Origin of the sequence: Rhizobium leguminosarum bv. viciae, from assembly GCF_012276115.1 — a bacterium.
GTDB classification, from domain to species: Bacteria; Pseudomonadota; Alphaproteobacteria; order Rhizobiales; family Rhizobiaceae; genus Rhizobium; species Rhizobium leguminosarum_T.
The window spans coordinates 134,629-159,576 of record NZ_WIEU01000001.1; the positions used below are offsets into that span (position 1 = coordinate 134,629).

The 24,948-nt window shown below is 62.3% G+C and carries 19 protein-coding genes and 1 pseudogene; 4 read left to right on the plus strand and 16 right to left on the minus strand.

The window, feature by feature from the left end:
- Positions 1-1,251: a DUF763 domain-containing protein gene (locus GFM02_RS00695; protein ID WP_168320447.1), complete on the minus strand. Its 1,251-nt coding sequence runs from the start codon at positions 1,249-1,251 to the stop codon at positions 1-3.
- Between the two features lie 111 nt (positions 1,252-1,362).
- Between GFM02_RS00695 and GFM02_RS00700 the strand changes: the two genes are divergently transcribed.
- Complete coding sequence (locus GFM02_RS00700) at positions 1,363-2,868, plus strand: phospholipase D-like domain-containing protein (RefSeq protein ID WP_168320448.1); 1,506 nt, start codon at positions 1,363-1,365, stop codon at positions 2,866-2,868.
- On the opposite strand, the gene GFM02_RS00705 is transcribed toward GFM02_RS00700, so the two are convergent.
- Entirely contained in the window at positions 2,815-3,777 is a 963-nt protein-coding gene (locus tag GFM02_RS00705) for a lysylphosphatidylglycerol synthase domain-containing protein (RefSeq protein ID WP_168320449.1), read from the minus strand. The genes GFM02_RS00700 and GFM02_RS00705 overlap by 54 nt on opposite strands.
- A gap of 172 nt (positions 3,778-3,949) precedes the next feature.
- Between GFM02_RS00705 and GFM02_RS00710 the strand changes: the two genes are divergently transcribed.
- Positions 3,950-4,678 (plus strand): endonuclease/exonuclease/phosphatase family protein, encoded by a 729-nt coding sequence (locus GFM02_RS00710; protein WP_168320450.1) that lies wholly within the window; start codon positions 3,950-3,952, stop codon positions 4,676-4,678.
- A 23-nt stretch (positions 4,679-4,701) separates the two neighbouring features.
- Here the strand turns inward: GFM02_RS00710 and GFM02_RS00715 are convergent, their stop codons facing one another.
- From GFM02_RS00715 to GFM02_RS00730, 4 genes are all read right to left on the minus strand, one after another.
- A complete protein-coding gene (locus GFM02_RS00715) occupies positions 4,702-5,208 on the minus strand; it encodes a hypothetical protein (RefSeq protein WP_168320451.1) in 507 nt (168 codons plus the stop codon).
- Between the two features lie 74 nt (positions 5,209-5,282).
- The gene (locus GFM02_RS00720) at positions 5,283-6,419 is read right to left on the minus strand and encodes an NAD(P)/FAD-dependent oxidoreductase (protein WP_168320452.1); all 1,137 of its coding nucleotides are present in this window, start codon (positions 6,417-6,419) and stop codon (positions 5,283-5,285) included.
- Positions 6,420-6,515: 96 nt separating this feature from the next.
- Positions 6,516-8,051: an amino acid ABC transporter permease/ATP-binding protein gene (locus GFM02_RS35415; protein ID WP_168320453.1), complete on the minus strand. Its 1,536-nt coding sequence runs from the start codon at positions 8,049-8,051 to the stop codon at positions 6,516-6,518.
- Positions 8,052-8,149: 98 nt separating this feature from the next.
- Entirely contained in the window at positions 8,150-8,977 is an 828-nt protein-coding gene (locus tag GFM02_RS00730; RefSeq protein ID WP_020047175.1) for an ABC transporter substrate-binding protein, read from the minus strand.
- A 183-nt stretch (positions 8,978-9,160) separates the two neighbouring features.
- On the opposite strand from GFM02_RS00730, the gene GFM02_RS00735 reads away from it, so the two are divergent.
- Positions 9,161-10,231, plus strand: a complete 1,071-nt coding sequence (locus GFM02_RS00735; RefSeq protein ID WP_168320454.1) for a LacI family DNA-binding transcriptional regulator — start codon at positions 9,161-9,163, stop codon at positions 10,229-10,231.
- Positions 10,232-10,239: 8 nt separating this feature from the next.
- On the opposite strand, the gene GFM02_RS00740 is transcribed toward GFM02_RS00735, so the two are convergent.
- The 5 genes from GFM02_RS00740 to GFM02_RS00760 form a co-directional block, all read right to left on the minus strand.
- On the minus strand, positions 10,240-10,500 hold the full coding sequence (locus GFM02_RS00740; protein WP_168320455.1) for a hypothetical protein: 261 nt from the start codon (positions 10,498-10,500) through the stop codon (positions 10,240-10,242).
- Between the two features lie 129 nt (positions 10,501-10,629).
- Positions 10,630-10,860, minus strand: coding sequence for a hypothetical protein (locus GFM02_RS00745; RefSeq protein ID WP_168320456.1), 231 nt, complete (start codon positions 10,858-10,860; stop codon positions 10,630-10,632).
- Positions 10,861-11,039: 179 nt separating this feature from the next.
- The gene (locus tag GFM02_RS00750; RefSeq protein WP_168320457.1) at positions 11,040-11,288 is read right to left on the minus strand and encodes a hypothetical protein; all 249 of its coding nucleotides are present in this window, start codon (positions 11,286-11,288) and stop codon (positions 11,040-11,042) included.
- A 63-nt stretch (positions 11,289-11,351) separates the two neighbouring features.
- Entirely contained in the window at positions 11,352-11,768 is a 417-nt protein-coding gene (locus GFM02_RS00755; protein WP_168267659.1) for a hypothetical protein, read from the minus strand.
- A gap of 41 nt (positions 11,769-11,809) precedes the next feature.
- The gene (locus tag GFM02_RS00760) at positions 11,810-12,100 is read right to left on the minus strand and encodes a hypothetical protein (protein ID WP_131708082.1); all 291 of its coding nucleotides are present in this window, start codon (positions 12,098-12,100) and stop codon (positions 11,810-11,812) included.
- Positions 12,101-12,273: 173 nt separating this feature from the next.
- Between GFM02_RS00760 and GFM02_RS00765 the strand changes: the two are divergent.
- Positions 12,274-12,567 (plus strand): annotated as a pseudogene (locus tag GFM02_RS00765) (hypothetical protein); the annotation flags it as partial.
- 167 nt (positions 12,568-12,734) lie between these two features.
- Here the strand turns inward: GFM02_RS00765 and GFM02_RS00770 are convergent.
- From GFM02_RS00770 to GFM02_RS00790, 5 genes are all read right to left on the minus strand, one after another.
- Positions 12,735-12,896, minus strand: a complete 162-nt coding sequence (locus GFM02_RS00770; RefSeq protein ID WP_012755472.1) for a hypothetical protein — start codon at positions 12,894-12,896, stop codon at positions 12,735-12,737.
- 193 nt (positions 12,897-13,089) lie between these two features.
- The gene (gene malQ, locus GFM02_RS00775) at positions 13,090-14,955 is read right to left on the minus strand and encodes a 4-alpha-glucanotransferase (RefSeq protein WP_168320458.1); all 1,866 of its coding nucleotides are present in this window, start codon (positions 14,953-14,955) and stop codon (positions 13,090-13,092) included.
- A 29-nt stretch (positions 14,956-14,984) separates the two neighbouring features.
- Positions 14,985-16,754 carry a malto-oligosyltrehalose trehalohydrolase gene (gene treZ, locus GFM02_RS00780; RefSeq protein WP_168320459.1) on the minus strand — a complete coding sequence of 590 codons (1,770 nt, stop codon included), beginning with the start codon at positions 16,752-16,754 and terminating at the stop codon, positions 14,985-14,987.
- A gap of 143 nt (positions 16,755-16,897) precedes the next feature.
- A complete protein-coding gene (locus GFM02_RS00785) occupies positions 16,898-18,574 on the minus strand; it encodes a response regulator (protein ID WP_168320460.1) in 1,677 nt (558 codons plus the stop codon).
- Between the two features lie 10 nt (positions 18,575-18,584).
- Complete coding sequence (locus tag GFM02_RS00790; protein WP_168320461.1) at positions 18,585-24,884, minus strand: HAMP domain-containing protein; 6,300 nt, start codon at positions 24,882-24,884, stop codon at positions 18,585-18,587.
- Between the last annotated feature and the right edge of the window lie 64 nt (positions 24,885-24,948).

Below are 24,948 nucleotides of genomic sequence, written 5' to 3' on the forward strand. Positions count from 1 at the left end.
CTAGCTCTGGTCGGTCTCCGGCTTCTCCCAGCCGAAGACGCTCCGGCCGCCGAAATCGGCGGATTGGCGGAATTCGCCGGCGATGATTTCCTTGAGGTCGGGACCTGTCACATAGCGTTCCATCTGCCTGGATTGGTCGTCCAGGCGCTTGAGCGCCTGCAACTCCTCCTCGCGTCCGAGCCTGCCCTTCTGTACCGCCGATTTCATTACGGCGATCGTCTCGTCATAAACCTTGAGCGGGACCGGAAAAGGATGGCGGTCCTTGCCGCCATGGGCGATCGAGAAGCGCGCCGGATCGGAAAAACGGCAGGGCGCGCCGTGGACGACCTCCGCCACCATCGCCAACGCCTTCACCGTGCGGGCGCCGACGCCTGGAACGAGCAGCAGCTCTTCGAAATCCGCCGGCCCGCGGTCGGCAGCGGCAGCCAGATTTCCATGCAGGCGCCGAATGTTGACGTCGCTCTCACGAACATCGTGATGGGCGGGCATGATCAGGTGCGGCAGCATCGGTTGTTCGGCAGGTTCGGGCGCCGGCGCTTCGGCACGCAGCAATGCGGCGGCTTCGCGGATGATCCGGTCGGGACCGAGGGTCGCCAGCAGGTCGAGCTGACCACGCCGCGAGCGTTCGGCGCGCCGGTCGGCGAGGTTGACGATCTCGCCCTGGTTCCGTCCCTCGATGGCCGCATGCGGCGAATCCACGAAGCTCTCCAGCCCTTCGGACAGCCAGTGATAGCGCCGGGCCTGCCGCCTGTCGCCGTTCATGCCTTGCTGCACGACCACCCAATGGCCGTCATCGGCAACGATGAAGCCGTGCAGATAAAGATCAAATCCGTCCTGAAGGGCGGCGCTGTCGACCTTGGCAATAAGACGGCTCGTGGTCGCAAGCCCCTCCCCGTCGAGACCGACACGCTCGCCGATCGACACGAGCTCCTGCGGGGTCTTGCGCGAATGCGCACCGCGGCCGCCGCAGACATGCAGGCCGAGCTCGCCGGCACGCGGTTTCAGGCCGCGCTTCAGCGCGCCGAGAACGCTGGTCGTGATGCCGGAGGAGTGCCAGTCCATGCCCATGACCGCGCCGAAGGACTGAAACCAGAAGGGATGCGCCAGCCTGCGCAGGAATTCGTCGCGGCCATAGTGATGGACGATCGCCTCGGTGATCAGCGCCCCGAGCCGCGTCATTCGGTCGCCGAGCCAATGCGGCACGCGTCCCCCATGAAGGGGAAGATCGGCGCTACCTGCTCGTTGTGACATTTCGCTTTCTAAATCCTGTGTGTCAGGGCGCCCATGCGGCAGCCGCGTCCTGCGATCGGGAACCTGGTTAAATTCCAGGCGTTTGGTCTCAGTCGAGAGGCTGAGGCAAACATGACCGTATTTGAAACCATGTCCTATCAATCGTACCTGACCCGAACAAAAGCGCAACATCCGGGCGGCGAAAAACAGGAAAGCATGGAATGGCGCCTGCAAGGACATGCGGAAAAGGCCGCTTTCCTGATCAATGGTAACCGCTATTTCTCAGAACTGGCGCGTGCGTTGCGGCAGGCGCAACGCACGGTGTGGATCATCGGGTGGGATTTCCATCCCGACATTCGGATCGAGCCCGAAAAATCCGACGAAACCTTGGCCGACCTGCTGCATTCCGTAGTGGCGACGAATCCCGACCTCGAAATACGCATCCTCGTTTGGGCGCTCGGGCCGATCTATTCGGACAAATCAATCCAGTTGCTTCGGAAGAAGGATTTTCCCAAGAATACCAGGATCGATCTGCGCTTCGACCTTCCAGGCACCGTACGCGGCTGCCATCATCAGAAGCTCCTCTGCATTGATGATGCTGTCGCCTTCATCGGCGGCATCGATCTGACGTCGCGGCGATGGGATACGAGGCGCCATCGCGTCAAGGACAGGTGGCGGCGCGACCCTGGTGGCGAGCCCTACGATCCTCTGCATGACGTTCAGGCGATGATCACCGGCGATGCCGCCCGGATAATCGGCGACATCGCCAGGCGGCGATGGGAAAACGCGACCGGCGAAAGCCACCTGCCGTTGACCGAGAGCGTTCCCTTCGCCTGGCCGGCCAATCTCGCCGTTTCCATGCAGGAGATCTCGGTCAGCTTGGCCCTGACGGAGCCGCCGACCGCTTTTCGCACCGGCGTCAGCGACGGCATCGCCATGACATTGGACGTCATCGCCCTGGCGCGACGGCAGCTCTACATCGAGGCACAATACCTCGCCTCCTTCCGCGTCGCCGACGCAATCGCCGCGCGGCTGCAGGAGGAGGACGGGCCGGAAGTCATCATCATTTGCACGCGGAGCTCTCACGGGTTGATCGAAAAGATCGTCATGGGCGGCAATCGCGACCGCGTCATCCGCCGACTCAAACGCGCCGATCGCGCAGCCCGCCTGCGCGTCTACTATCCCGTCGTGCCCGGGCCAGTGCCGAAAAAGGACAAAGAAGCGGAGGTGCTCATACACTCCAAGCTGATGATTGCCGATGATGAGCTGATCCGCATCGGCTCCTCCAATCTCAACAATCGCTCGGAAGGGCTGGATTGCGAATGCGACATGCTGTTCGAGGCCGGTAACGGCGAGCACCGCCGCGCGATCGCTGATCTGCGCAACCGCCTTCTGGCGGAATATCTCGGCACCGCCACGGAGACTTTTGCCGCAGCCTTCATGCAAAGCGGCTCGGTGATCGCGGCGGTCGACGCGCTCAACGACGGGCCGCGGGGTTTGCGGGAATTCGCAGTCGAGCTGTCGGGCAGCATCTCACCGATTCCGGGCACCGGCCTCTTCGATCCGGCTCGGCCTTTCGCACTCCTAGACCGACTGGGCCTCGGCGCGCTGGTCCGCCTCCTCATCCGCCCCGCGTGATTTCCGCCGGAAGATTACCTCGCTGATAACGAGGAGCGTCGTGCCGAGCGCCAGCGGAATGAAGAAATAGGCACAGCGGAATGCAATCAGCGCGCCGATCGAAGCCTCCTTTGGCACGACATAGGAAACGGTCGCCTCAAGCACGCCGAGACCGCCCGGAACATGTGTTGCAAGGATTGCCGAATTGGCGAGCACGTAAGCCGTCACCGACCTGAAGAAGGCCACGTCGCCGAAGGCCGAAAGCATCTGGTGCAGGCAGGCGGAGACGAACATGAAATTGATCGTCCCAATTCCGACCTGCGCGACCGCGATCAAAAATCGTGGCAGCTGAAACGACCAGCGCCACAGCCGCAACCTGCCGCGGATGAAAAACGCCAGGCCCGCATAGACCGCCGGCACGACCAGCGCCAGCACGCCGAAGATGCGCACACTTGCCGGATCAATGCGCAGCAGGCGCCCGGCATCGCCGGGATTGATGATCGTGGCAAGGCCGCCGAGCGTGATGAGCCCGAGCCCCACGGTGACGCCGCAAAACAGGATGATCTTCGCCACGTCCTCCGCCGTCAGCCCCCAGCGCGAATAGTACCGATAGCGGAAGGCGCCGCTGCTGAGGCCCGCAAAGCCGATATTGTGGCCGAGCGAAAGGCTGACGAACGAGGCGAGCAGGATGTTCCGGTAGGGCAAGGATTTGCCGAGCGAGCGGATCGCCAGGAGGTCGAAGCAACTGAGGCAGAGATAAGATCCCGCCGCAAACAGAAGCGCTGTGCAGAAGGTCGAGAATGGAATGCTGCGAACCGATTGGACGATCTCATCCAGGCTGTACTGTTGGAAGATCCGATAGAGAAGGAAGACCGCCAGACAAAGGGCGGCAACCAGTAATCCATTCCAGATTATGCTTTTCAGGCTCATCGATTATCCATTCCGAAGCGCGATGCGCAGGTTTTAAGAGTTAGAGCGTCCTTCGTGCGTTCGAAGAAGGCTCGAAGGCGCCAGCCCCGATCATCTGGAACGATCAAACGAGTTCTGTGTTCCCCCGAAGGACAAGTTCCATGTCCTGGGGGAACGAGCTTTCAGCGGGTCTATGCCGGATAAACCAATCAAACTCCTGACCTATAATGTGCACAGCTGTATCGGCGGCGACCGGAAGCTCGATCCCGGCCGCATCGCTTCTGTCATCGCCGAAGCTGAGGCCGATATCGTCGCTCTTCAGGAGGTCGACGTCCTCAGGCGCAGGACCGGCGGCGTCGACCAGGCCCATGCGATCGCCTCGCTTTTGAAGATGCAGGCTCATTTCCATCCGGCGCTGTCGATCGCCGAGGAGCAGTATGGCGATGCGATCATCACTTCGCTGCCGACAGGCGCGGTCAAGGCCGGACCATTGCCATCCATCGGCGAACAGCGCGGCGCCATTTCCGTCGAAATACTGGTCGGCGACAGAAAACTGCTGGTCGTCAACACCCATCTCGGCCTTCGTGGCCGCGAGCGCATCCGGCAGATGACGACATTGCTGAACCCCGGCTGGCTGCACGGCACGGCGGATGAACCTCTTCCAACCATCCTCTGCGGCGATTTCAATGCCATTCCGTCATCTGCGACTTACCGACTTGCCATGCGGTCGTTGAAAGACGCCCAGCTCGCAGGCGGCGCCGCGCCGAGAGCGACCTTTCCCTCGCGCTACCCGCTGATGCGCCTCGACCACATCTTCGTCACTGACGATCTCATCGTCAAAAAGGCGGCGGTCCTGGAAAACCGCCTGACAAGGATTGCCTCGGACCACCTGCCTCTGCTCGCGGAAATCGGCTTCGCCTGAACAGTCATCGAAGCCGACGACTTTCACCGGGCGAGCTTCCGGTTCATCGCCGCCGCCACCAACGGCAGCGCCGTCGTCGCCACGGCTCCCAGAGGCAAACGCATGATGCCCCTCGTGACGACGAAGGTCGCCGCCATTGCACCTGCCAGCTTGAGCCAAGGCTGATTGCCGAGCTGCGCATGGGCGCTGGCATCGGCCCATCGGACGTTCTCCGTAACGACGGTCGCAGCCTGATGTTGGATCAAATGAAGGCGAGCGCGGAGGTTTTCGAGTTCTTCTCTCAGTTCTTGCAGACGGCCTTCCAGGACATGACCTTCGTAGATCGGGGGAGGCTCCTCGACGGTGTCTCCAACGGAAGCATGACCACCGAGCGTCGCAATATATGCCCGATATTCGGCCTCGCTGGCGAAACCCTCACGTCTAATAAGATCAGCGTTGATGCTCGCTTCTTCGAAGGAGGCCGGCGCGGTTTCCACACCGTCGCGCATATCCTTGTTTGTGCCGGTGTCCCCGAGTTCGTCCTTGAACATGATGTGTCTCCAGTTGTTCCTGGCGATAGAACGCTCGACGGCTCAGAAGGATGCATCGGCCTCCGCTGCTGCCTTCATCTTCGCGACGCGCTGAAACGCTCCGGCCGAAAGTCCGCCAGCAGCGGATGGCGGCGTCCGGTGACGATCTCGTCCGCCAGCAGTTCGCCGGCAATCAGGCCGAGGGTGGCGCCGCTATGGCTGAAGGCGACGAAATAACCCGAGATCGATGGCAGTTCGCCGAAGACGGGCTCGCCGTCGCCTGGGATGGGCTTCGGGCCGACCCCATAATCTTCGACCTCCAGCACCGGATTGCCTTCGAGAACTTTTGAGGCCTCGCGCAGCAATCCTTCCAGCGTCGATTGCCTGACATCATAGCTGCCGTCGGGCTTCGCGCTCACCTCTTCCTCGGACCAGGCGGCGTCGAGCGCGAAGCCACCGTTGGGCGTTGGCCGGACGGCGACGCGAGGGGTGTTGAGCACGGCCTTCAGCGGATGGCGGATCGGCTTGGTCCGGACGAGAAGGGCGACTGGCGTTGCATCGCCGATATGCTGGCCGGCCTCGGCGAGGATTGCCGGAACCTCGCCGCCAGCGGCAAGCAGCACGGCATCCGCATCGCGGCGCATGCCGTCTGCCGTGATCACGCCACGGGCACGCCCGCTTTCGACATCGACCGTCGCGCGACCCGCGTCCGTGACGATCTCGCCGCCCAGCGTGCGGAATTCTTCCACGAGCGTGCCGATCAAGGACGGAAGATCGACCCAGCCCTCCCCGGGATTGAAGATCGCACCTTGCGGCGTGACGACACTTGCGTCGACCCCAGGCGTTGCTGCGGCGATTCTTCCCGGGGCGAGCCATTGCGCGTGATAGCCGAGATCGCGCTCATAGTCGAAGATCTCGGCGATCTCGTTGCCGGCATCATCCGCATCCCAGGTCAGGCCGCCGTCGAAGCGCAGCCAAGGCGCATCGGGATACCGGGCGGCCAGCGTGCGGTAGCGATCCAAGCCAGCCAATCGCAGCCGGTGATAGGCATTGGAGCGTTTGCGCGCCGAGTTGAGCCAGGCGAGCGAACGGCCGGAGGCGCCGTTGGCAAGCGGGCCGTCATTGACGAGCACGGTGCGGACCCCGAGCCGTGCCAGATGGACAGCGGTCGAGACGCCAAAGATCCCGCCACCGATGACGACGACCTTCGAAGGTTTGATGGAAGCATTCATGTCGATAACCTTGTTTTCTGCTCTTGCTAGATCGAATGAAATCCGGCACGCCCGGCGTGAGGACGACCGGGGGCACCATGCGTTGCCTCAGGCGCTTCAGAGAACTTCAGCAAGGAAGCGCTTCAGCCGCTCGCTTCGGGGATTGTCGAAGATCTGCTGCGGGCAGCCCGCCTCGACGATGCGGCCCTCATCCATGAAGACGACCTGGTCGGCCACCCTGCGCGCAAATCCCATCTCATGCGTCACCACGGCCATCGTCATGCCCTGGCGGCCGAGGGCAGCCATCAGGTCGAGCACGCCTTTCACCAGTTCGGGATCGAGCGCGCTCGTCACTTCGTCGAACAGCATGATCTCCGGATCCATCGCCAGCGCGCGTGCGATGGCGACGCGCTGCTGCTGCCCACCCGACAGACCTGCCGGCCGATGATCCCTGCGCTCTGCGAGACCGACCTCGGCCAGACGCGCCTCGGCGATGCGGTGCGCCTCCTGCCTCGGCATCTTCTTGATCTTGGTCAGCGAAAGCATGACGTTCTCGAGTGCCGTGTGGTCGGGAAACAGGTTGAAGTGCTGGAACACCATGCCCACACGCCGGCGCAGCCTCTCTTGCTTCATCGCCAGGATGCTCTCGCCATCGAGCAGGATGTCGCCGCCCTTCGGTTCGACAAGCCTGTTCATGCAGCGCAGCAGCGTCGACTTGCCCGAGCCGGACGGGCCGATGATGCAGGTGACGGTACCGGCGGCGATGTCGAGATCGACACCCTTCAGCACGTCGAGATCGCCATAGGCCATGGTGAGGTCGCGGATGTTCAGGGCGCCGCCTTTGAAGCGCGACGTCCTCTCCTCGACCGTGCCCGTGGGATGGGGGCCGGCAGCGGCCTGCAACTCGCTCACCTCGACCAATCCGCTCGCAACACCCGAGCCGCGGCCTTGTTTTCCGAGCCGCAGTCTCGCATCGATATAATTGACGAAATGGGTCAGCGGCACGGTGATGACGAGGTAGAAGACGCCCGCCAGCAGCAGCGGCGACAGATTGCCGGTGACGACAGCCTGATCCTGGCCGACACGGAATATCTCGCGCTCGGAAGCGAGCAATCCGAGGAAGTAGACAAGGCTGGAATCCTTGACGTTTCCGATGAATTGATTGACCAGCGCCGGCAGAACCCGCCTGATGCCTTGTGGGATGACGATCAGGCGCATGCCCTGGCCGTGGCTCATGCTGAGCGCCCGGCAGGCCTCCATCTGACCGCGCTCGACGCTCTGAATGCCCGACCGGAAGATTTCGCCTATATAGGCTCCGGCGATCAGGCTGAGCGCCAGGATGCCGAGCGGAAATGGCGACGGACCGAAGATCTCGCGCCCGATCCGGGCAAAACCCTGGCCGATGATCAGGATCGTGACGATCGCCGGCAGCCCGCGGAAGATATCGGTGTAGATGCGCGCCGGCAGCCGCAGCCAGCGGGATTGCGAGATACCCATCACGGCAAGCGCCATACCGATGATGACGCCGAGCACGGTAGAGGCGGCGGCCAGGATCAGCGTGTTCTTCAGACCGACGCTGATCATGCTCGGCAGAACTTCCGCCATGGCATCCCAGTCCAGGAAACTGCGGCGTAGATTTTCAAGCCAATTCATTCAGATCCCCATGAATTCTTGCCCGGCAGACACCGCCGTCCGGCTGCCGTTAACAATGCCTTGGGAAGCCGCCCGCCGTGAGCGGGCGGCTTACGGCGTCACTTCTTGGGAAGATACTGTTCCGGCATCGGTGAGCCGGGGAACCACTTTTCGTAAAGGGTCTTCCAGGTGCCGTCCTGCATCGCATCGTGAAGCGCGCCGTTGAGCGCCGTGCGAAATGCATCATTTCCTTTTCGGACCACGAAGCCAGCAGGCGCATCGAAGGACGGGATATTCACGGCAACCTTCAGCGCGGGATAGCGCTCGCCATATTGCTTGGCGGCCTCGTAGTCGAGAAAATGCGCGTCGACCGTTCCATTGTTGAGGGCGGCCACGGCGGAATTGTTGTCGGGAAATTTTACCAGATCGGTTCCCCCGAAATTCTTGGCTGCATAGACCTCCTGCAAGGTCCCCTGCACGACGCCGAGACGCTTGCCCTTGAGGCCATCGGCATCCTTGATACCGGCATCCGGGGTCAGGACGGAGAGATAACCGGCAAGATAGCCGTCTGAAAAGTCGATGGTCTTCTTGCGGGCTTCAGTCGTTCCGATCGCAGCAACGGCAACGTCGAACCTTTCGTTTGCGACCGACGGCAGGAGTGCTGAAAATTCCTGGCCCGTGAACGTCACCTTGTCCTTTTGAAAGCCGAGGCGGGAGACGACGTTGAGAAACAGCTCGATATCGAAACCGGTGAACTGACCGTCGGCCGTGGCAAACGTATAGGGCTTGGAATCGCCCATCGTACCGACACTGATAGTCCCGGGCTCGATCAGGTTATAGGGGTTGTCGGCTGCGGCCACAGAGCCTGCCCCCATTGCAAGAAGGCATGTGACAAGGCCGGCCCGCAACGGGGCCATGATGGCCGGAAATGATAGAAAAGGCTTCATCGTCGTTCTCCGCTCTGAAAGGAATGCTCTTGTCGGCATTGTAAGGTCGCCCAATCTCTGCCGCGCATCGCGACAGAGATTTGTGGACAAGATACCGGTCTCTAAGATAAAGAGACCGGTCTCATAACATATTTGATATCTGTCAATTGACCGTTCGTCAACAACTCTTGTAGTCCTCGACTCATGGAAGATTCCGCCCATCCGAAACGTGCAGTCACGGTCGCCGACGTCGCGAAGGCCGCAAAGGTCTCGAAGGCGACGGCCGCCCGCGTTCTCGGCGGCTACGGCGTGGTCAGCGCCAAGATCACGGATCAGGTCATGGCGGCGGCCGCCGCCCTCGAATATCGCCCGAACGAACTCGCCCGGAGCATGAGCACCGGAAGGTCCGGCATCATCGGGGTCGTGGTCGGCGATATCGAGAACGCTTTCTTCAGCCTGGCGGTGCGCGGCATCAGCGATGCGGCCCGCCTTGCGGGATTCAACGTCATCATCGCGAATTCGGGCGAAGAGCTCGATGCGGAAAAATCGGCCGTCGACCTCCTGATCGGCAAACGCGTCGATGGCCTGATCGTCACGCCGGCCCGTTGCGACAGCATCGATCATCTCCAGCACGTCCGCCGCGCCGGCGTGCCGCTGGTCCTGTTCGACCGGGCCATCGCGGAACTCGATGTCGACGCCGTGACCGGCGACGACCGGGATGCGGCCATCGTGGCGACCCGGTATCTGATCGGGCAAGGACATCGCCGCCTCGCCTACGTCTCTGCCATGGATGCCGAGGGCGGTGGGCTAACCAATATCGGGCGGATCTCGAATTCCGCCGTGCGCGAACGCATAGAAGGTTTTGTCAGCGTCCTGACAGAGGCGGGTTTGCCGAACCCTCTTCATTATGTCAGGCTCGGCGCCACGGACCAGCATCACACGGACCGCGTGATCAAACGCCTGCTCTCCGACAGTGCTCCGCCGACGGCACTGCTGGCTTCAGACAGCCTCGTGGGCTTGCGGATCTTCAAATCGCTGCAATCGCTCGGCCTGTCGATCCCCCACGACATGTCGATGATCTCGTTTCTCGACGCCGATTGGACCAGCGTCACCGTTCCGCCGATCACCATCGTCGACCAGCGCGTCTACGAGATGGGCAAGCTCGCCGGCGAGCGGCTCATCGCCCGTATCGAACGCACCCCTCTTGCCGTCGAACGTTTGCGCGTCGGCACGAGCCTCGTCGTGCGCGGCTCCGTCGCGGCGATCGGCCGGTGAGATCCACGCTAATCGTAGAGCTCGCCGTGACCAATCTGCTCCCTGGCGGGTGCATCGCTGATTGAGGGGTCGTCGGCCGGATCGGGATCTCTCTTGTTGGCATCGCTCAGAAACTGCGCGGCCTTCAGGAGCGCCGCGGTTATCTCCTCGGAGCCCCATCCGGCTTCATTGGCAGCTGCAATCAGCCTTTCCAAAGCGTCGCGTGCGACGGCGGTCGCCTCTTCGAAGCGCTGCGCGGGAAATTCGGTCTTGGGTGGTGGAAAGGTCATCGGCGTTCCCTCCATGTGTCTGGCTGTTGGATGAACGCAGGCCGCGGGAAATGGATGCACGACTATGGTGATTTAACCCGCGGAAGCCAGTTCGGATCCGATCGAAAAGGGTCGACGATGTTTCCCGCGTCAGATGACGGTCTGCAATAGAAACGGAGAGCGCTCCACTGGACGCTGGGCAAGAATCCTCAGCATCGCGGGGCCTTGTATGCCAGCGGTCGTGCGCGAACGACCGTCGTGATAGACCACAGTCATGACCTGGTTGAGAATATCGTACCTGATTTGTGCGATCGTTCGGGTGTGAACCGGAAAAATGAATTCGTCGGGGCCAATTTCCTGCCCGGTGGTTTTCAAGGTCATCGTGATGCCTCAGCAACAATAGGAATTTCGGCCCGACCGATGGTCTGAGCCCAACGGCGCCTATCAAGCACATATTGCTGCGACGGTCGCGTGACATCGGCGTGACACGCAGAATCGAGATAATCAAATACAGGCCGCGGGTCTCGTAAGCCGTCGGTCCGAAGCCTGGCGATTAGCCGTCAGTGCAACGTTCTGCAGATTGCGTGCACGTGGGCACCTTTTAGTGAATATCCGACCGAGCGTACCAGCGAGCGGACGGCCTCGTCCACGTTGAAAACAACGTGTCCGAGTCGCTCAATCTCATAGTCGAGTTCGTACACCTCTACCTCGTCAAACTCTTCACTCTGCAGCATCCGCCGCATCGCCTCGATCAGACGCTCCGTCTGCCCAACGACATCAAGTGCACTTCTCACGATAATATCGAACATGTAATCCCTCGCTGATGATGGAGCGTCGGGCATATTGATGATTCTCGCAATCCTGAAATCTTGTCAGACCCGGCCGCGGACCGAGTCATAGAGATCCCGCAATTCGTCCAGTGCCGACCGATAGCGATAGCGCCGCGGCGGCTCTGCACGACGTCCGGCGAAGATAAGCGCAAACGCGCCACATACAGCCGCCACCACGACCAATGTCGAGACTGGATGACGCTTCACCGCCGCCTGCGTCTGGCGCATTGCGTCGTCGGCATTCTCCTTGGCCGATCGGGCGGCAGTGGCCACCCGCTGCTGGAGCGCGTCGATTTGTTTTCGCAGCGCGCTCAGGTCTTCGTGCAGATCAGACTCTGCCTGCCGTGGAATGCCGACGGAGGCGGTATTCGTATCAATGATGGCCTTCGGCACGGGTTCCCCAATTTTGGCTCCCTTGGTGTCGAGTGTTTTCGTTTCTGTGCTCTTGCGGGGCGGCATGATCATTCTCCTTCCTAGTCTCTCAAGCGGAAACTGCTCGTTTAGTCGTCATCGAGCGAGAAGACCGGCCGGTAGTGGCGCTCGGCGATCAGCAAGCTCCGGTCGGGCCGGATGATGTAGATCTCCTCGACCTGGCGTCCCCATTGATCTGTGAAGGTGTGAGGGAAGGAGGAGCCCACGGGCGATTTCGTCAGCTTCGTGCGAGGCTGGCCATTATACGTGATGCTGCCGGGAATGGGGGCCAGCCCTGCCGATGAATAACTGCCTGGGCTGGTCGTGCAGCCCGTCAGAACAACCGCAAAAACCAGGCCAATTCCTATGCTCCGCTTCATCGAGCCCTCCAGCTGCTTTGTCTTTCATGCGGCACGCGCTTTTTATCGTCAATGTAACAGGGGACGACAGACATTGTTCCAGAATTGGCCGGAGACATCAGCGTAGCCGAGACTTCACCCCGAAACCGGGCCGAAGTCTCATCGCGTCGTTCGGTCGGAGCGCACGCAGTTGCTCGATCACCAAGAAGGCGCTCGATTATGCCGGCTCGCAGCAGGGCGTGACGGGCGACCAACTGGCGCAGTCGCTGAAAGGTCTCGTTCCGATGATGATGGCGCAGCTCAACATGCCCGAGCTGCAAAACCAGGTGGCGGCTGCCGTCAACACCTATCTCGACGGACCGAAAAGCCTGACGATCAGCGCCGCGCCGGAAAAGACGGTTCCCGTCCCGATGATCATCGGCGCGGCCATGGGGGCACCGAACACCATTCCTTCAGTACTTGGCGTCAAAGTCACGGCGAACGACTGACTATTCGCAGAGGCGTTTCACGAACGCTGGCTGCCGGAGGCGGGTTTCGCCAACCTGCCTCTGCATCCCTTTTCTAGGAAAGCAGAGGAACATCCGAGCCGACGAAAGGTGTCCACCACCTCTAGCCATTCCAGGAGAGGTGCGAAGCGGTTTTCCCGCGAAAGGCTCTAAAACTCGTCGCTGCGACGCTTCACGGCGTGCTTCAACGCCACCATATGCCTTCGCCGCTCCAGCATATAATCGGCATATCCGACGCAGATGAACAACAGTGTGGGGCCGGCGTAGATGATGATAAGAGCCAATGCGATAAGGATGAATGCGCTCGTCATGTCTTGTTTTCCATCAATACTGGTCGCCGCATCTGAAGCGGCGAAAGCGGACAGGCCCTCACATCGAGAATCCCTGTCCTTATTCCTTCAAAATTCGCCGGCTTCCTATTCGTTCCCTCCCCGATTGATTTCCATATGCGCGGCAGGCCCCATCGAACGACAATGATGAAGCGAACGGCTCGCCCGGCCTTAATCACTCGCACGGCCGTTCCTCCCGCATTGCCGCCGTCACGCTCTTCAGCAACGGGCTCGACATCAGATCCGCGAGCAAAACCGATAGCTTCGGCTTCCAGTTCGGATAGCTGTCGCTGGTGCCTGGCACATTGGTTGGCCTTTTTTCGTCGGTGAGATCGGCGAGACGGACCGCGGCGAGAAGCGAGGGCGTCCTGGCGATGAAGCGGTAGGCGTTGACGGTCAATTCCCTCAGCGTCTCCTCGCTTGCCCGTGCTGGGGAAAGCCTGGCCGGCAGGTCGAGGCCGGCAGACTTCAGCGCCGCCTTCAGGTTCCTCCGCTCGCGCTTGCGGTCTTCGAGATGTTTCTCGCTGAGATCGGCCGGCACGATGCCGTGGTCGCACCGGGCCTGAATGTCGGCGCCGCGCCACCAGCCGGCAAGGGTCTGGTGGTCGTGCGTCGAAATGCAGGCCAAAGCCAGAACGGGATAGACGTCCGCCGGCTTGAAGCCCTTCTCGTCCTGTTCATAGGAAAGGATGCGGTAGGAGAGAATGTGGGCCGCCGCCAGATCGTCCTGCAATCCTTTGGGGATCAGTCCCAAGTCTTCTCCGATGACGAGGCACCGATGCTCGACGGACACTTCTGCGAGGATCTGCAGAAGCCGAGCCGCGGGATAACGGACATAGGCGCCGCCGTCCGGCCTGCTGCCCAATGGCACCAGGAAGAGGCGGCGAAGTGCTGCGGCGTGGTCGATGCGGATGGCGCCCGCATATCGCATGGCAGCGCTGACCATGCGCCGGAAAGGCGACATTTCTCCTGCCGCGATCGCGGAAGGCAGATATCCGGCAAGGTGCCAGTCCTGCCCATCTGTGGCGAAGGGATCGGGAGGGCTGCCGATCGTGGCCTTCGAGAGATAGACATCCGGCTCGCTCCATGTCGCCGAGCCGTCGACCGCCTCCCCGACGGCAAGATCGAGATAAAGCCCGATCCGCAGGCCGGCCTTCCGCGCCCGGTCTGCCGCCTGCATCAGCTGCCGGTGGGCGAGCCATTGCAGCCACATGTGGAAGCCGACATCGTCCGCGTGTCCACGCTCGAATTCGGCGACGGCGGCGCTATCGAAGCGCTGGAAATCGGACGGCCAACGTTGCCAGCCGGCGCCTGCCCCGCGCTCGACCATGGAAAATGAGAGGCATTCGAAAAGTGCGTGCAGCCGCAGGCTGTTTCCGCCTTGCGCGGCGAAGGCATCGAAATCGGCCGGATCATAGGCGCCGTCGATCACGCTGCGCTGTCGCCAGGCCGGCCAGAGATCGCGTAGGGCCCTCAGCTTTATCTGTGCGACGCCAATGTAGTCGACGAGATCGGTCTGGCGAAGGTTGGTCAATTGCTGTTCGAGTTCGGGGCTGGAGGCAAAACCCGGCACCCGGTCGACCGCGATATAGAGCGGGTTGAGATGCTGGCGGCTCGAGGGCTCATAGGGGCTGCAACGGTCGGGATCGGCGAGAAACGGCGCGTGAAGCGGGGTGAGGCCGATGAAGTCGGCGCCCAGCGATCCCGCGAGATCCGCCATATCCGACAAATCTTCGAAATCTCCTATGCCCCAGTTGCGCGCCGAACGGAGTTCGTAAAGCTGCAGGCTCACGCCCCAAACCCGCGTGCCGGAAAGGAAATCCGGCAGAAATGACCTGGCGATCTTCTTAGCCGCCGGCTTGAGCTCCCGCCGCGGCGCGCCGTTCCCGGGATCGGCCGCTGCCGGCAAGTCGATCTTCAGTGCCGAGAGGATCTTGCGCTTGGTTTCGCCTGATATCGCCACCTCCCGATTGTCGGGACTGGGCCTGGTCAGGCTGATGCCGTGCCGGCGGGCGAGCGTGTCGAGCTCAGCAGATTTCATCGTTCGATCGCCTTCCTGTCAGCACGCCGTCACGCCTCGCCGATGCTCCAGATCACCGTCCAGGGCGCGAGATTGCCGCCGTCACTGCCGCCGAGACGGAAGATCGTCTCGCCGTCGTCTTGTTGCGAGACGAGCGGCGCCGCCTCGGCGCCGAGGTTGGCGTACAGATGAAGACGCCGGTTTTGCGCCAGGGTCCAATCCACCGCGAGCGCGCTTCCCACCGAGCGATAGACCGCGTTTCCGGCGCCGGCGCCTTTCAACAAAGGCACGATCCGTCGGTGTCGAAGGTCGAGAAGCGTCCTGTAAAAGCCAAGGACCTCGGAAGAGGCGAGTTTCGACCAGTCCAGCTTGGCAGCAGTGAAGGTCGATGGCGCCGTCGGGTCGAGAAGGTCGTCGGCGTCGAAGCCCGGCAGACGGGAAAGCTCCTCGCGACGGCCTTTCCTGACCTTCTCGTTCAGATCCTCGTCGAAATCGCAGAAAAAGGGGAAAGGTTCTCTGGCACCCCATTCCTCCCCCATGAACAGCATCGGAATCTCAGGCGCCAGCAGGTAGATGGCGGCGACCGCCTTGACAACATCAGCAGGGCTCGAAGCCAGAACCCGATCCCCCAGAGCCCTGTTGCCGATCTGGTCATGGTTCTGAATGAAGGAAATGAAAGCGGTGGGTGGGAGGTGGCCGCTCGGCCTGCCGCGGCTTGCGCCGCGGTAGGGCATGTGTTCCCCCTGAAACACGAAGCCTTCCGCCAGCGCCCGGCCGAGCTTGCCAGCGTCACCGGCGTAATCGGCATAATAGCCGAAGGTTTCGCCGGTGGCGGTGATATGCAGCACATGGTGCACGTCGTCGTTCCACTGGGCGGTGAACAGCTTCACTTCCCCGTTTTCGTCACGCGTCAACAGGTCGCTGTCGTTCTCCTCGTTTTCGACGATCAGATGAACATGCCGGTCGCCGGCCGCGGCTCTGACGCGGCGGGCAAGCGCGTGAAGCAGATGCTCGGCGCTGTCATCCTTGATGGCGTGGACGGCATCGAAGCGGAAACCATCGAGCCTGAACTCGGTGATCCAGTAGATGGCGTTTTCGATGATGAACTCGCGGATCATCTCCGATCCGTCGCCGTCGTAGTTGATGCCGTTGCCCCAGGGCGTCTTGTGATGATCGGTAAAGAGCGGCGCATAGGAGGGGATATAGTTCCCGTCAGGGCCGAAGTGATTGTAGACCACGTCCAGGAACACCGAGATCCCGCGCTGGTGCGCTGCGTCCACCAGCGCCATGAAATCTTCCGGCCGGCCGTAGCTGCTGTCCGGAGCATAGGGAAGCACGCCATCGTAACCCCAGCTGTAACGGCCGGGAAATTCACTCAGCGGCATGATCTGCAGCGCCGTAACGCCCAGCGCCTGCAGATGGTCGAGCCGCTCGATCGCGGCCTTGAAAGTACCCTCCGGCGTGAAGCAGCCGATGTGCATCTCGTAGATGACCATCTCTTCCCAAGGCCACCCCGTCCAGTCGCTCGTCTTCCAGCGATAGAAGGAAAGGTCGACCACTTCGCTCGGCCCGTGCACATCCTGCGGCTGGAACCGCGAGGCGGGATCGGGAATTTCGGAGCCGTCAGGCAGGACAAAGTGATAAAGTGTTCCGGCGTGCGCTTGCGCGACCGTGCAACGGTGCCAGCCGTTTTCAGAAGCCTGCATCGGGCGCGGAGGGGAGCCTTCCAGCTTCAGCGACACGCTTTCATGCAAGGGAGCCCAAAGGCGAAACAGAATGCCCTCTTCGGTGAATGCGGGGCCGAACGTCATTTGGGTCAAACGGAAACCTTCGATGAAGTGAGATCGGATTTAGGTAACTTTTGCGGGAGCAAAAAGTTTCGTCCGCAAGCGGACGCGCGAAAGTGGCCGCTGTCACCAGGATGGCCGCGCCTGTCGCCTTGGCATGTTACGCTTCGATCTCGTCAAGCCGCCGCGACTTTGCCCGAGAGCGCCTGATCCATAGCCGCCTGAAGCTGTTCCTGCGTGAATGGCTTCTTCATCCGCAGCATCCGCCCGAGGCCATGGTCTTCGGAAAACTCGGCATAGCCCGAGGCAAGGATGATGGGCAGGCCTGGAAAGGAGGAGCGAAGGTGACGCGCAAGCTCGGCGCCCGTCATGCCCGGCATGGCATGATCGGTGATGACGAGATCGCAACCCTGCCCGTCGGCAAAGAATTCCAAAGCCTGGGAGGCGGAAGACGCTTCCTGCGGCAGGTGCCCGAGATCCTCCAGCATCGCCACGGTTCCCGTCCGGACAAGCGCATCGTCATCGACAACGAGAATGGCAAGCGGCCGCGACGCCGGTTTCAAAGGCTCCGTCGCCGGTGGCTCGACGGCCGGCTGCACCTTGACGAAGGTTTCGGCAACGGGCAGCCACAGCGAAACGGTCGTGCCCTTGCCCCGGACGCTCGATATCTGGATCGAGCCGCCGGATTGCGCCGCCAGGCCATGCACCATCGACAGGCCGAGACCGGTGCCCTTGCCGACCCCCTTGGTGGTGAAAAACGGTTCGGCGGCACGCGAGACCGTTGCCTCGTCCATCCCCTCGCCATCGTCCGACACCGATATCCTGATATAATTTCCGCCCGCGAGCCCGGCCGGGCGGGCGTCTTCGGCTGCCGCCGCGGCAACCGTCACGGCTCCGCCGCTTTCGAGCGCATCCCGCGCATTGACGAATAGGTTGAGCAGCGCCAGTTCCAGCTGGTTGCTGTCGACCAGAAGGGGCGCCAGATCCGCCGGAATGCTTTTGCGGATTTCGATGCGCGGCCCCACCGCCTTGGCGAGAAGATCCTCGACGTTTTCGAACAGCCTGAAGAAGTCGACCGCCTGCGGCTTGAGCTCCTGGCGGCGTGCGAAGGCAAGCAGGCGCTGGGTGAGCGCGGTGCCGCGCTCGGCCGCCTGGATCGCGTTCGTCACCAGGCGTTCATTGCGTTCATCGGCCGGAAGCCGCTTCTTCAGAAGGTTGAGGCTGCCGAGTACCGCCATCAGGAGGTTGTTGAAGTCATGCGCCACGCCACCCGTCAGATGGCCGATCGTGTCGAGCTTCTGCGCCTCGAACAGCTGTGCGAGCGCTTCTTCGCGCTCCCGCGTCCGTTGATCGATCCGGTGCTCGAGTTCCTCGTTGAGTTCGCGCAACTGCGCTGCCGAGGCCTCGAGCTCGGCGGTGCGCTGATGAACGCGAGCCTCCAGCTCGGCGTTCAGGCGTTCGAGTTCCCTCGTCTTCCTGTAGAGATCGGCAAAGACCCGCACCTTGGCTCTCAGCACCTCGGGGACGATCGGGACGGAGACGTAGTCGACCGCGCCCACCGCATAGCCGCGCAGCCGGTCCGGTTCCGCCAGCATCACCGCGGAAACGAAGATGATCGGCGTGTTCTGATAGCGCGGATGCTGCCGGATCATGCTGACGAGCTCGAACCCGTCCTGTTCGGGCATGCAGACATCGACGAGGATCACCGCGATTTCGGTGCGCAACAGGTGCTCGAAGGCTTCGCGAGCGGATTGCGCCTTGATGAGGTTTTCCTCGAGCTCTTCGAGAATGACCTCGTAACTCAGGAGCTTTGCCGGTTGGTCGTCGACGAGGAGGATGTTGACGGGGTTCATGGCCAGATCCTCAACGATGCAGCCACATACGAAGAGCCGACAGAAGCTGTTCGGTATTGACCGGCTTCGCCAGATAGTCGGACGCGCCCGCTTCCAGGCATTTCTCGCGGTCGCCCTTCATCGCCTTGGCCGTCAGCGCCACGATCGGCAACCGCCGGAACCGCGGCTCCGAACGGATGACCTGCATCGTCTCGTAGCCGTCCATTCCAGGCATCATGATGTCCATCAGCACGATCGCGACAGAGGGTTCGTTGTTGATGACGTCGATGGCTTCGCTGCCGGTCGTCGCGGTCAGGACTTTCATTCCCCGGCGTTCGAGAACGCTGCTCAGCGCGAAGATGTTGCGGGCGTCGTCGTCGACGAGCAGCACGGTCTCGCCGACCAGGTCTTCGTCCGAGCTGTGCAGTTCCTGCAGTGTCGCCTGCTTTGCGGCCGGCAGGTCGGCGACCACCCGGTGCAGGAACAGGGCCGTCTCATCCAGGAGACGTTCGGGCGACTCGACCCCCTTCACCACGACGCTGCGGGCCATGCTGTGCAGCGCCGCGTCTTCCTCGGCGGAAAGCTCCCGGCCGGTAAAGACGACCACCGGCACCTCGCCGATCTCGGCGTCGTTGCGCATCTGCTCCAGCACGTCGAAGCCGGACATGTCGGGAAGGGAAAGGTCGAGCACCACGCAGTCGGCGGAATTCTGCCGAAGCGCCGCGAGAGCCTCCGATCCGGAGCCGACACTGGTGATATCGATGTCGTCATGTCCGAGAAGGGCGGTGACGCTCAGACGCTCGGCCTCGTTGTCTTCCACGAGCAGCAGATGCTTGCGGCGCGGTTGTGCATAGGCCTTCAATCGCGACAGTGCCTTGCCGAGGCCTTCCGGCGTCGTCGGCTTGCTCATGAAGGCAAAGGCGCCGCGGGTCAGCCCGTGCTGACGATCCTCGTCGAGGCTGATGATCTGGACCGGAATATGCCGCGTCTGCGGATTCTGCTTGAGCTGGCTCAGCACCGTCCAGCCGAGCATGTCGGGCAGAAAGATGTCGAGCGAGATCGCCGCCGGCCTGTAGTCCTGCGCGAGTGCGAGCGCATCGCTGCCGCGCATCGCCACCAGAACCTTGAATCCATTGTCGCGGGCAAGATCCACCAGGACGCGGGCGTAATGCGCATCGTCCTCGACGACGAGCAGCACCGAGTCGCCGGCCGCTATCTGATGGCGATCGTCTTCGACATGTTCGGCCGGCTTTTCGGCGCGGCGGTTTGCTGCCGCCTCGGCGAATTCCACGACATTTGCCGGCGGAACGGCCTTCGGCGCAACCGCGCCGGCGCCGACATAGGTGAGCGGCAGGTAGAGAACGAAGGTGCTGCCGACACCGGGGGTGCTGCGCAACTGGATCTCGCCGCCGAGCAGGTTTGCCAGTTCGCGGCTGATCGCCAGGCCAAGGCCGGTGCCGCCATATTTGCGGCTTGTCGAGGCATCCGCCTGCTGGAATGCCTCGAAAATGATGCGCTGTTTTTCAGGCGGTATGCCGATGCCGGTATCGACGACTTCGAAGGCAATGACCGAAGGCGCGTGCTTGAGCGAAGGATGATCGGACGACCAGCCGCTCGTTGCCGACGCGACTCGAAGCGTCACGCCGCCCTGCGCGGTGAATTTGAAGGCGTTCGACAGCAGGTTCTTGAGTATCTGCTGCAGGCGCTTCGAATCCGTGATGATGCTCCTCGTGACATCTGCGCCGATCTCGACCGAGAACGACAGGCCTCGGTTCTCGGCTTCATGCCGGAACGGCCGCGCCATGACCTCGAGCAGGTTGCTGACGGGGATCTCCTCGGCGTCGACCGACACGGTTCCGGACTCGATCTTCGACAGGTCGAGGATGTCGCTGATGAGGTTCAGCAGATCGGTGCCTGCCCCATGGATCGTCTTTGCGAACTCGACCTGCTTGCTTGAGAGGTTGCCATCCGGGTTTTCTCCCAGCTGCTGGCCGAGAATGAGGATCGAATTCAAAGGCGTGCGCAGCTCGTGCGACATGTTGGCGAGGAATTCGGATTTGTACTTCGATGTCAGCGCGAGCTCGGTTGCCTTTTCCTCCAGCGCGCGCCGGGCCTGCTCGATCTCCTGGTTCTTCGCCTCGACTTCGACGTTGCGCTCCTCCAGCTGCTGCGCCTTCTGCCCGAGCTGCTCGTTGGTCTGCTGTAGCTCGCGCTGCTGCGTCTGAAGCTCGGCGGCGAGCTGCTGGGACTGCTTGAGCAGGCCTTCGGTCTGCATGGTCGCTTCGATCGAGTTAAGGACGATGCCAATCGATGTCGTCAGCTGGTCGAGGAAGGACAGCTGCAATTCGGTGAATTCGCCTACGGAGGCAAGCTCGATCACCGCCTTCACCTGCCCCTCGAAATGCACAGGCAGCACAATGGCGCTTCTCGGCAGGGTCGTGAACACGCCGGAGCTTATCGGAACGACGTTGTCGGGAAGGTCGGTGACCAGGATGCGGCGGGCGTCGCTGGCGCACTGGCCGACAAGTCCCTGGCCGAATTCGAGCCTGGCCGGATGCGCCGCCTCGCCCCCTTTCGCGTAAACGGAAAGCAGCGACAGGACCGGCTGCCGCTCGTCGGCATCCACCTGGTAGATGACCCCCTGATGGGCGCCGACCAGGGGCGCCAGCTCCGACAGCAGCATCTTGCCGACCAGCGTCAGGTCGCGCTGCCCCTGCAGCATGTTGGTGAAGCGCGCCAGGTTGGTCTTCAGCCAGTCCTGCTCGGTGTTGCGTTCGGTGGTGAGCCGGAGGTTGTCGATCATCGTGTTGATGTTGTCCTTGAGCTCGGCCACTTCGCCGCGCGCATCGACCTTGATCGAGCGCGTCAGGTCACCCTTGGTGACGGCGGTCGCCACCTCGGCGATTGCGCGCACCTGCGTCGTCAGGTTTGCGGCAAGCAGGTTGACGTTGCCGGTCAAGTCCTTCCAGGTTCCCGCGGTGCCTGGAACATTCGCCTGACCGCCGAGGCGGCCTTCCACGCCCACTTCGCGCGCAACCGTGGTCACCTGATCGGCGAAGGTCGCAAGCGTGTTGGTCATGTTGTTGATGGTCTCGGCAAGGGCGGCCACCTCACCCTTGGAGGCGACGGTGAGATTTTGCTTGAGGTCGCCGTTGGCCACCGCCGTCACCACCTTGACGATGCCGCGCACCTGCTCGGTGAGGTTGGCGGCCATGACGTTGACGGTGTCGGTCAGGTCCTTCCATGTGCCGGCGACACCCGGCACCTGCGCCTGGCCGCCGAGCTTGCCTTCGGTGCCGACCTCGCGAGCGACGCGCGTCACTTCGCCGGCGAAGGCGTTGAGCTGGTCCACCATCGTGTTGATGGTGTTCTTCAGTTCGAGGATTTCCCCCTTCACGTCGACCGTGATCTTGCGCGACAGGTCGCCGCGCGCGACGGCCGTCGTCACTTCGGCGATGTTTCGAACCTGGGTCGTCAGATTGGCGGCGAGCAGGTTGACGTTGTCGGTCAGGTCCTTCCAGGTGCCGGCGACACCGGGAACGACGGCCTGGCCACCCAGCCTGCCATCGGTGCCGACTTCGCGGGCAACACGCGTCACTTCGCCGGCAAAGGAACGAAGCTGATCGACCATGGTATTCAAAGTATCCTTCAAGAGCAGGATTTCGCCGCGCACGTCGACCGTAATCTTGCGAGACAGGTCGCCGTTGGCGATGGCGGTGGCGACCTCGGCGATGTTGCGCACCTGCGCCGTCAGATTGCCGGCCATGGAGTTGACGCTGTCGGTCAGGTCCTTCCAGGTGCCGGCAACACCGGAGACCTGCGCCTGGCCGCCGAGCTTGCCTTCGGTGCCGACTTCGCGGGCAACACGCGTCACTTCGCCAGCAAAGGCGTTGAGCTGGTCCAACATCGTGTTGATGGTGTTCTTCAGTTCGAGGATTTCCCCCTTCACGTCGACGGTGATCTTGCGCGACAGGTCGCCGCGCGCCACGGCCGTCGTCACTTCGGCGATATTGCGGACCTGGCCGGTGAGGTTGGAGGCCATGGAGTTGACGTTTTCGGTGAGGTCCTTCCAGGTGCCGGCAACCCCCGGCACCTGCGCCTGGCCGCCGAGCTTGCCCTCGGTACCGACTTCGCGGGCGACACGCGTGACTTCGGAAGCGAAGCGGTTCAGCTGATCAACCATGGTGTTCAGCGTTTCCTTGAGCTCGAGGATTTCGCCCGAGACCGACACCGTGATTTTCTTCGATAGATCGCCATTGGCGATCGCGGTCGAAACTTCGGCGATGTTGCGCACCTGCGCGGTCAGATTGCCCGCCATGGAATTGACGCTGTCGGTCAAATCCTTCCAGGTGCCGGCGACGCCGAGCACGTTGGCCTGGCCGCCGAGCCGCCCTTCGGTGCCGACCTCGCGCGCCACACGCGTCACCTCGCCGGCAAAGCCGTTGAGCTGATCGACCATCGTGTTGATGGTTTCCTTCAGTTCGAGGATTTCGCCCGACACCGTGACGGTGATCTTCTTGGAAAGGTCTCCCTGGGCGACGGCGGTCGCGACTTCGGCAATATTGCGCACTTGCCCGGTCAGGTTGGAGGCCATGGAATTGACACTGTCGGTCAGGTCCTTCCAGGTGCCGGCGACGCCGCGCACATTGGCCTGGCCGCCGAGCCGGCCCTCCGTGCCGACTTCGCGGGCGACGCGGGTCACTTCGGAGGCGAAGGCGTTCAGCTGGTCCACCATCGTATTGATGGTTTCCTTCAGTTCGAGAATCTCGCCCTTCACGTCGACGGTGATTTTCTTCGACAGGTCGCCATTGGCGATGGCGGTCGAGACGTCCGCGATATTGCGGACCTGCGCCGTGAGGTTGCCGGCCATCGAGTTGACGTTTTCGGTCAGATCCTTCCAGGTGCCGGCGACACCGCGCACATTGGCCTGGCCGCCGAGCCGTCCTTCGGTGCCGACTTCACGGGCAACGCGGGTCACTTCCGACGCGAAGGCATTGAGCTGATCGACCATCGTGTTGATCGTTTCCTTCAGCTCGAGGATTTCTCCCGACACCGTCACAGTGATCTTCTTCGACAGGTCGCCATTGGCGATCGCGGTCGAGACCTCTGCGATGTTCCGCACCTGCGCGGTGAGGTTCGAGGCCATGGAATTGACGTTGTCAGTGAGGTCCTTCCAGGTGCCAGCGACACCCGGGACCTGCGCCTGGCCGCCGAGCCGCCCTTCGGTGCCGACTTCACGCGCCACGCGCGTCACCTCGCCGGCAAAGCCGTTCAGCTGGTCGACCATCGTGTTGATGGTTTCCTTGAGCTCCAGGATTTCACCCGAAACGTCGACGGTGATCTTGCGCGACAGGTCGCCGCGTGCCACGGCCGTGGTCACCTGGGCGATGTTGCGCACCTGCGCCGTGAGGTTGCCGCACATGGCGTTGACGCTGTCGGTCAGGTCCTTCCAGGTGCCGGCAACGCCTGGCACCAGAGCCTGCCCACCGAGCTTGCCTTCCGTGCCGACCTCGCGCGCGACGCGCGTCACTTCCGAGGCGAAGGATCGCAGCTGGTCGACCATGGTGTTGATCGCTTCCTTGAGCTGCAGAATCTCGCCGCGCACGTCGACGGTGATCTTCTTGGAAAGATCGCCATTCGCAACGGCGATCGTGACGTCGGCGATGTTGCGTACCTGCGCCGTCAGGTTCGACGCCATCGAGTTCACGCTTTCGGTGAGATCCTTCCAGACGCCGGTCACCTCTGGCACCTGCGCCTGGCCGCCGAGTTTTCCGTCCGTGCCGACCTCGCGCGCGACGCGTGTCACTTCCGATGTGAAGACACTCAGCTGTTTGATCATCGTATTGACGATATCGGCCGAGCGCAGGAACTCGCCTTTGAGCGCCCGCCCGTCGACATCGAGCGGCACAGTCTGCAACAGATCTCCCTTGGCGACCGCCGTGATCGTCCGGGTCACGGCAGTTGTTGGCCACAGGAGATCGTCGATCAGACCGTTGATCGATCCTTCCATTTCGGACCAGGAACCGTCCGAGAGGCCGAAGCGCACGCGCGTGCTCGTTCGCCCGTCCCGGCCAACCACCTGCCCGACATGCTCCAACTGCTGGGCCATGCGCTGATTGGCGGCGATGATGTCGTTGAGGGCATCGGCGACCTTGCCGGTGAGACCCGTCAGGTCGGACCGCATCCGTACCGAAAAGTCGCCGCGCCGGACCGCGACAAGGACTTCCAGAAGCGCGCTGGCGTCGTCGAACGCCATTGTTTTGTGGTCATGCCCATTGAGGCTGTCAACCGCAACGCTGTCGCGCGCGAATTCGCTGGTTTGGTTGCTCACGAAAATCCCCCTCTTCGACGATCGGTAATTTAGCGCTCAACTCAGAAAATGGTATGGGCCGTCC

Bases quoted from the DNA above. Each gene is read 5' to 3' on its own strand.
- GFM02_RS00720 (WP_168320452.1), bottom strand. From the start codon at position 6,419: ATGAATGCTTCCATCAAACCTTCGAAGGTCGTCGTCATCGGTGGCGGG.
- GFM02_RS00715 (WP_168320451.1), bottom strand. From the start codon at position 5,208: ATGTTCAAGGACGAACTCGGGGACACCGGCACAAACAAGGATATGCGC.
- malQ (WP_168320458.1), bottom strand. From the start codon at position 14,955: ATGAAATCTGCTGAGCTCGACACGCTCGCCCGCCGGCACGGCATCAGC.
- GFM02_RS00735 (WP_168320454.1), top strand. From the start codon at position 9,161: ATGGAAGATTCCGCCCATCCGAAACGTGCAGTCACGGTCGCCGACGTC.
- GFM02_RS35415 (WP_168320453.1), bottom strand. From the start codon at position 8,051: ATGAATTGGCTTGAAAATCTACGCCGCAGTTTCCTGGACTGGGATGCC.
- GFM02_RS00785 (WP_168320460.1), bottom strand. From the start codon at position 18,574: ATGAACCCCGTCAACATCCTCCTCGTCGACGACCAACCGGCAAAGCTC.
- GFM02_RS00745 (WP_168320456.1), bottom strand. From the start codon at position 10,860: ATGACCTTGAAAACCACCGGGCAGGAAATTGGCCCCGACGAATTCATT.
- GFM02_RS00750 (WP_168320457.1), bottom strand. From the start codon at position 11,288: ATGTTCGATATTATCGTGAGAAGTGCACTTGATGTCGTTGGGCAGACG.
- GFM02_RS00705 (WP_168320449.1), bottom strand. From the start codon at position 3,777: ATGAGCCTGAAAAGCATAATCTGGAATGGATTACTGGTTGCCGCCCTT.
- GFM02_RS00710 (WP_168320450.1), top strand. From the start codon at position 3,950: ATGCCGGATAAACCAATCAAACTCCTGACCTATAATGTGCACAGCTGT.
- GFM02_RS00700 (WP_168320448.1), top strand. From the start codon at position 1,363: ATGACCGTATTTGAAACCATGTCCTATCAATCGTACCTGACCCGAACA.
- GFM02_RS00740 (WP_168320455.1), bottom strand. From the start codon at position 10,500: ATGACCTTTCCACCACCCAAGACCGAATTTCCCGCGCAGCGCTTCGAA.
- GFM02_RS00760 (WP_131708082.1), bottom strand. From the start codon at position 12,100: ATGAAGCGGAGCATAGGAATTGGCCTGGTTTTTGCGGTTGTTCTGACG.
- GFM02_RS00695 (WP_168320447.1), bottom strand. From the start codon at position 1,251: ATGTCACAACGAGCAGGTAGCGCCGATCTTCCCCTTCATGGGGGACGC.
- GFM02_RS00770 (WP_012755472.1), bottom strand. From the start codon at position 12,896: ATGACGAGCGCATTCATCCTTATCGCATTGGCTCTTATCATCATCTAC.
- GFM02_RS00730 (WP_020047175.1), bottom strand. From the start codon at position 8,977: ATGAAGCCTTTTCTATCATTTCCGGCCATCATGGCCCCGTTGCGGGCC.
- GFM02_RS00755 (WP_168267659.1), bottom strand. From the start codon at position 11,768: ATGCCGCCCCGCAAGAGCACAGAAACGAAAACACTCGACACCAAGGGA.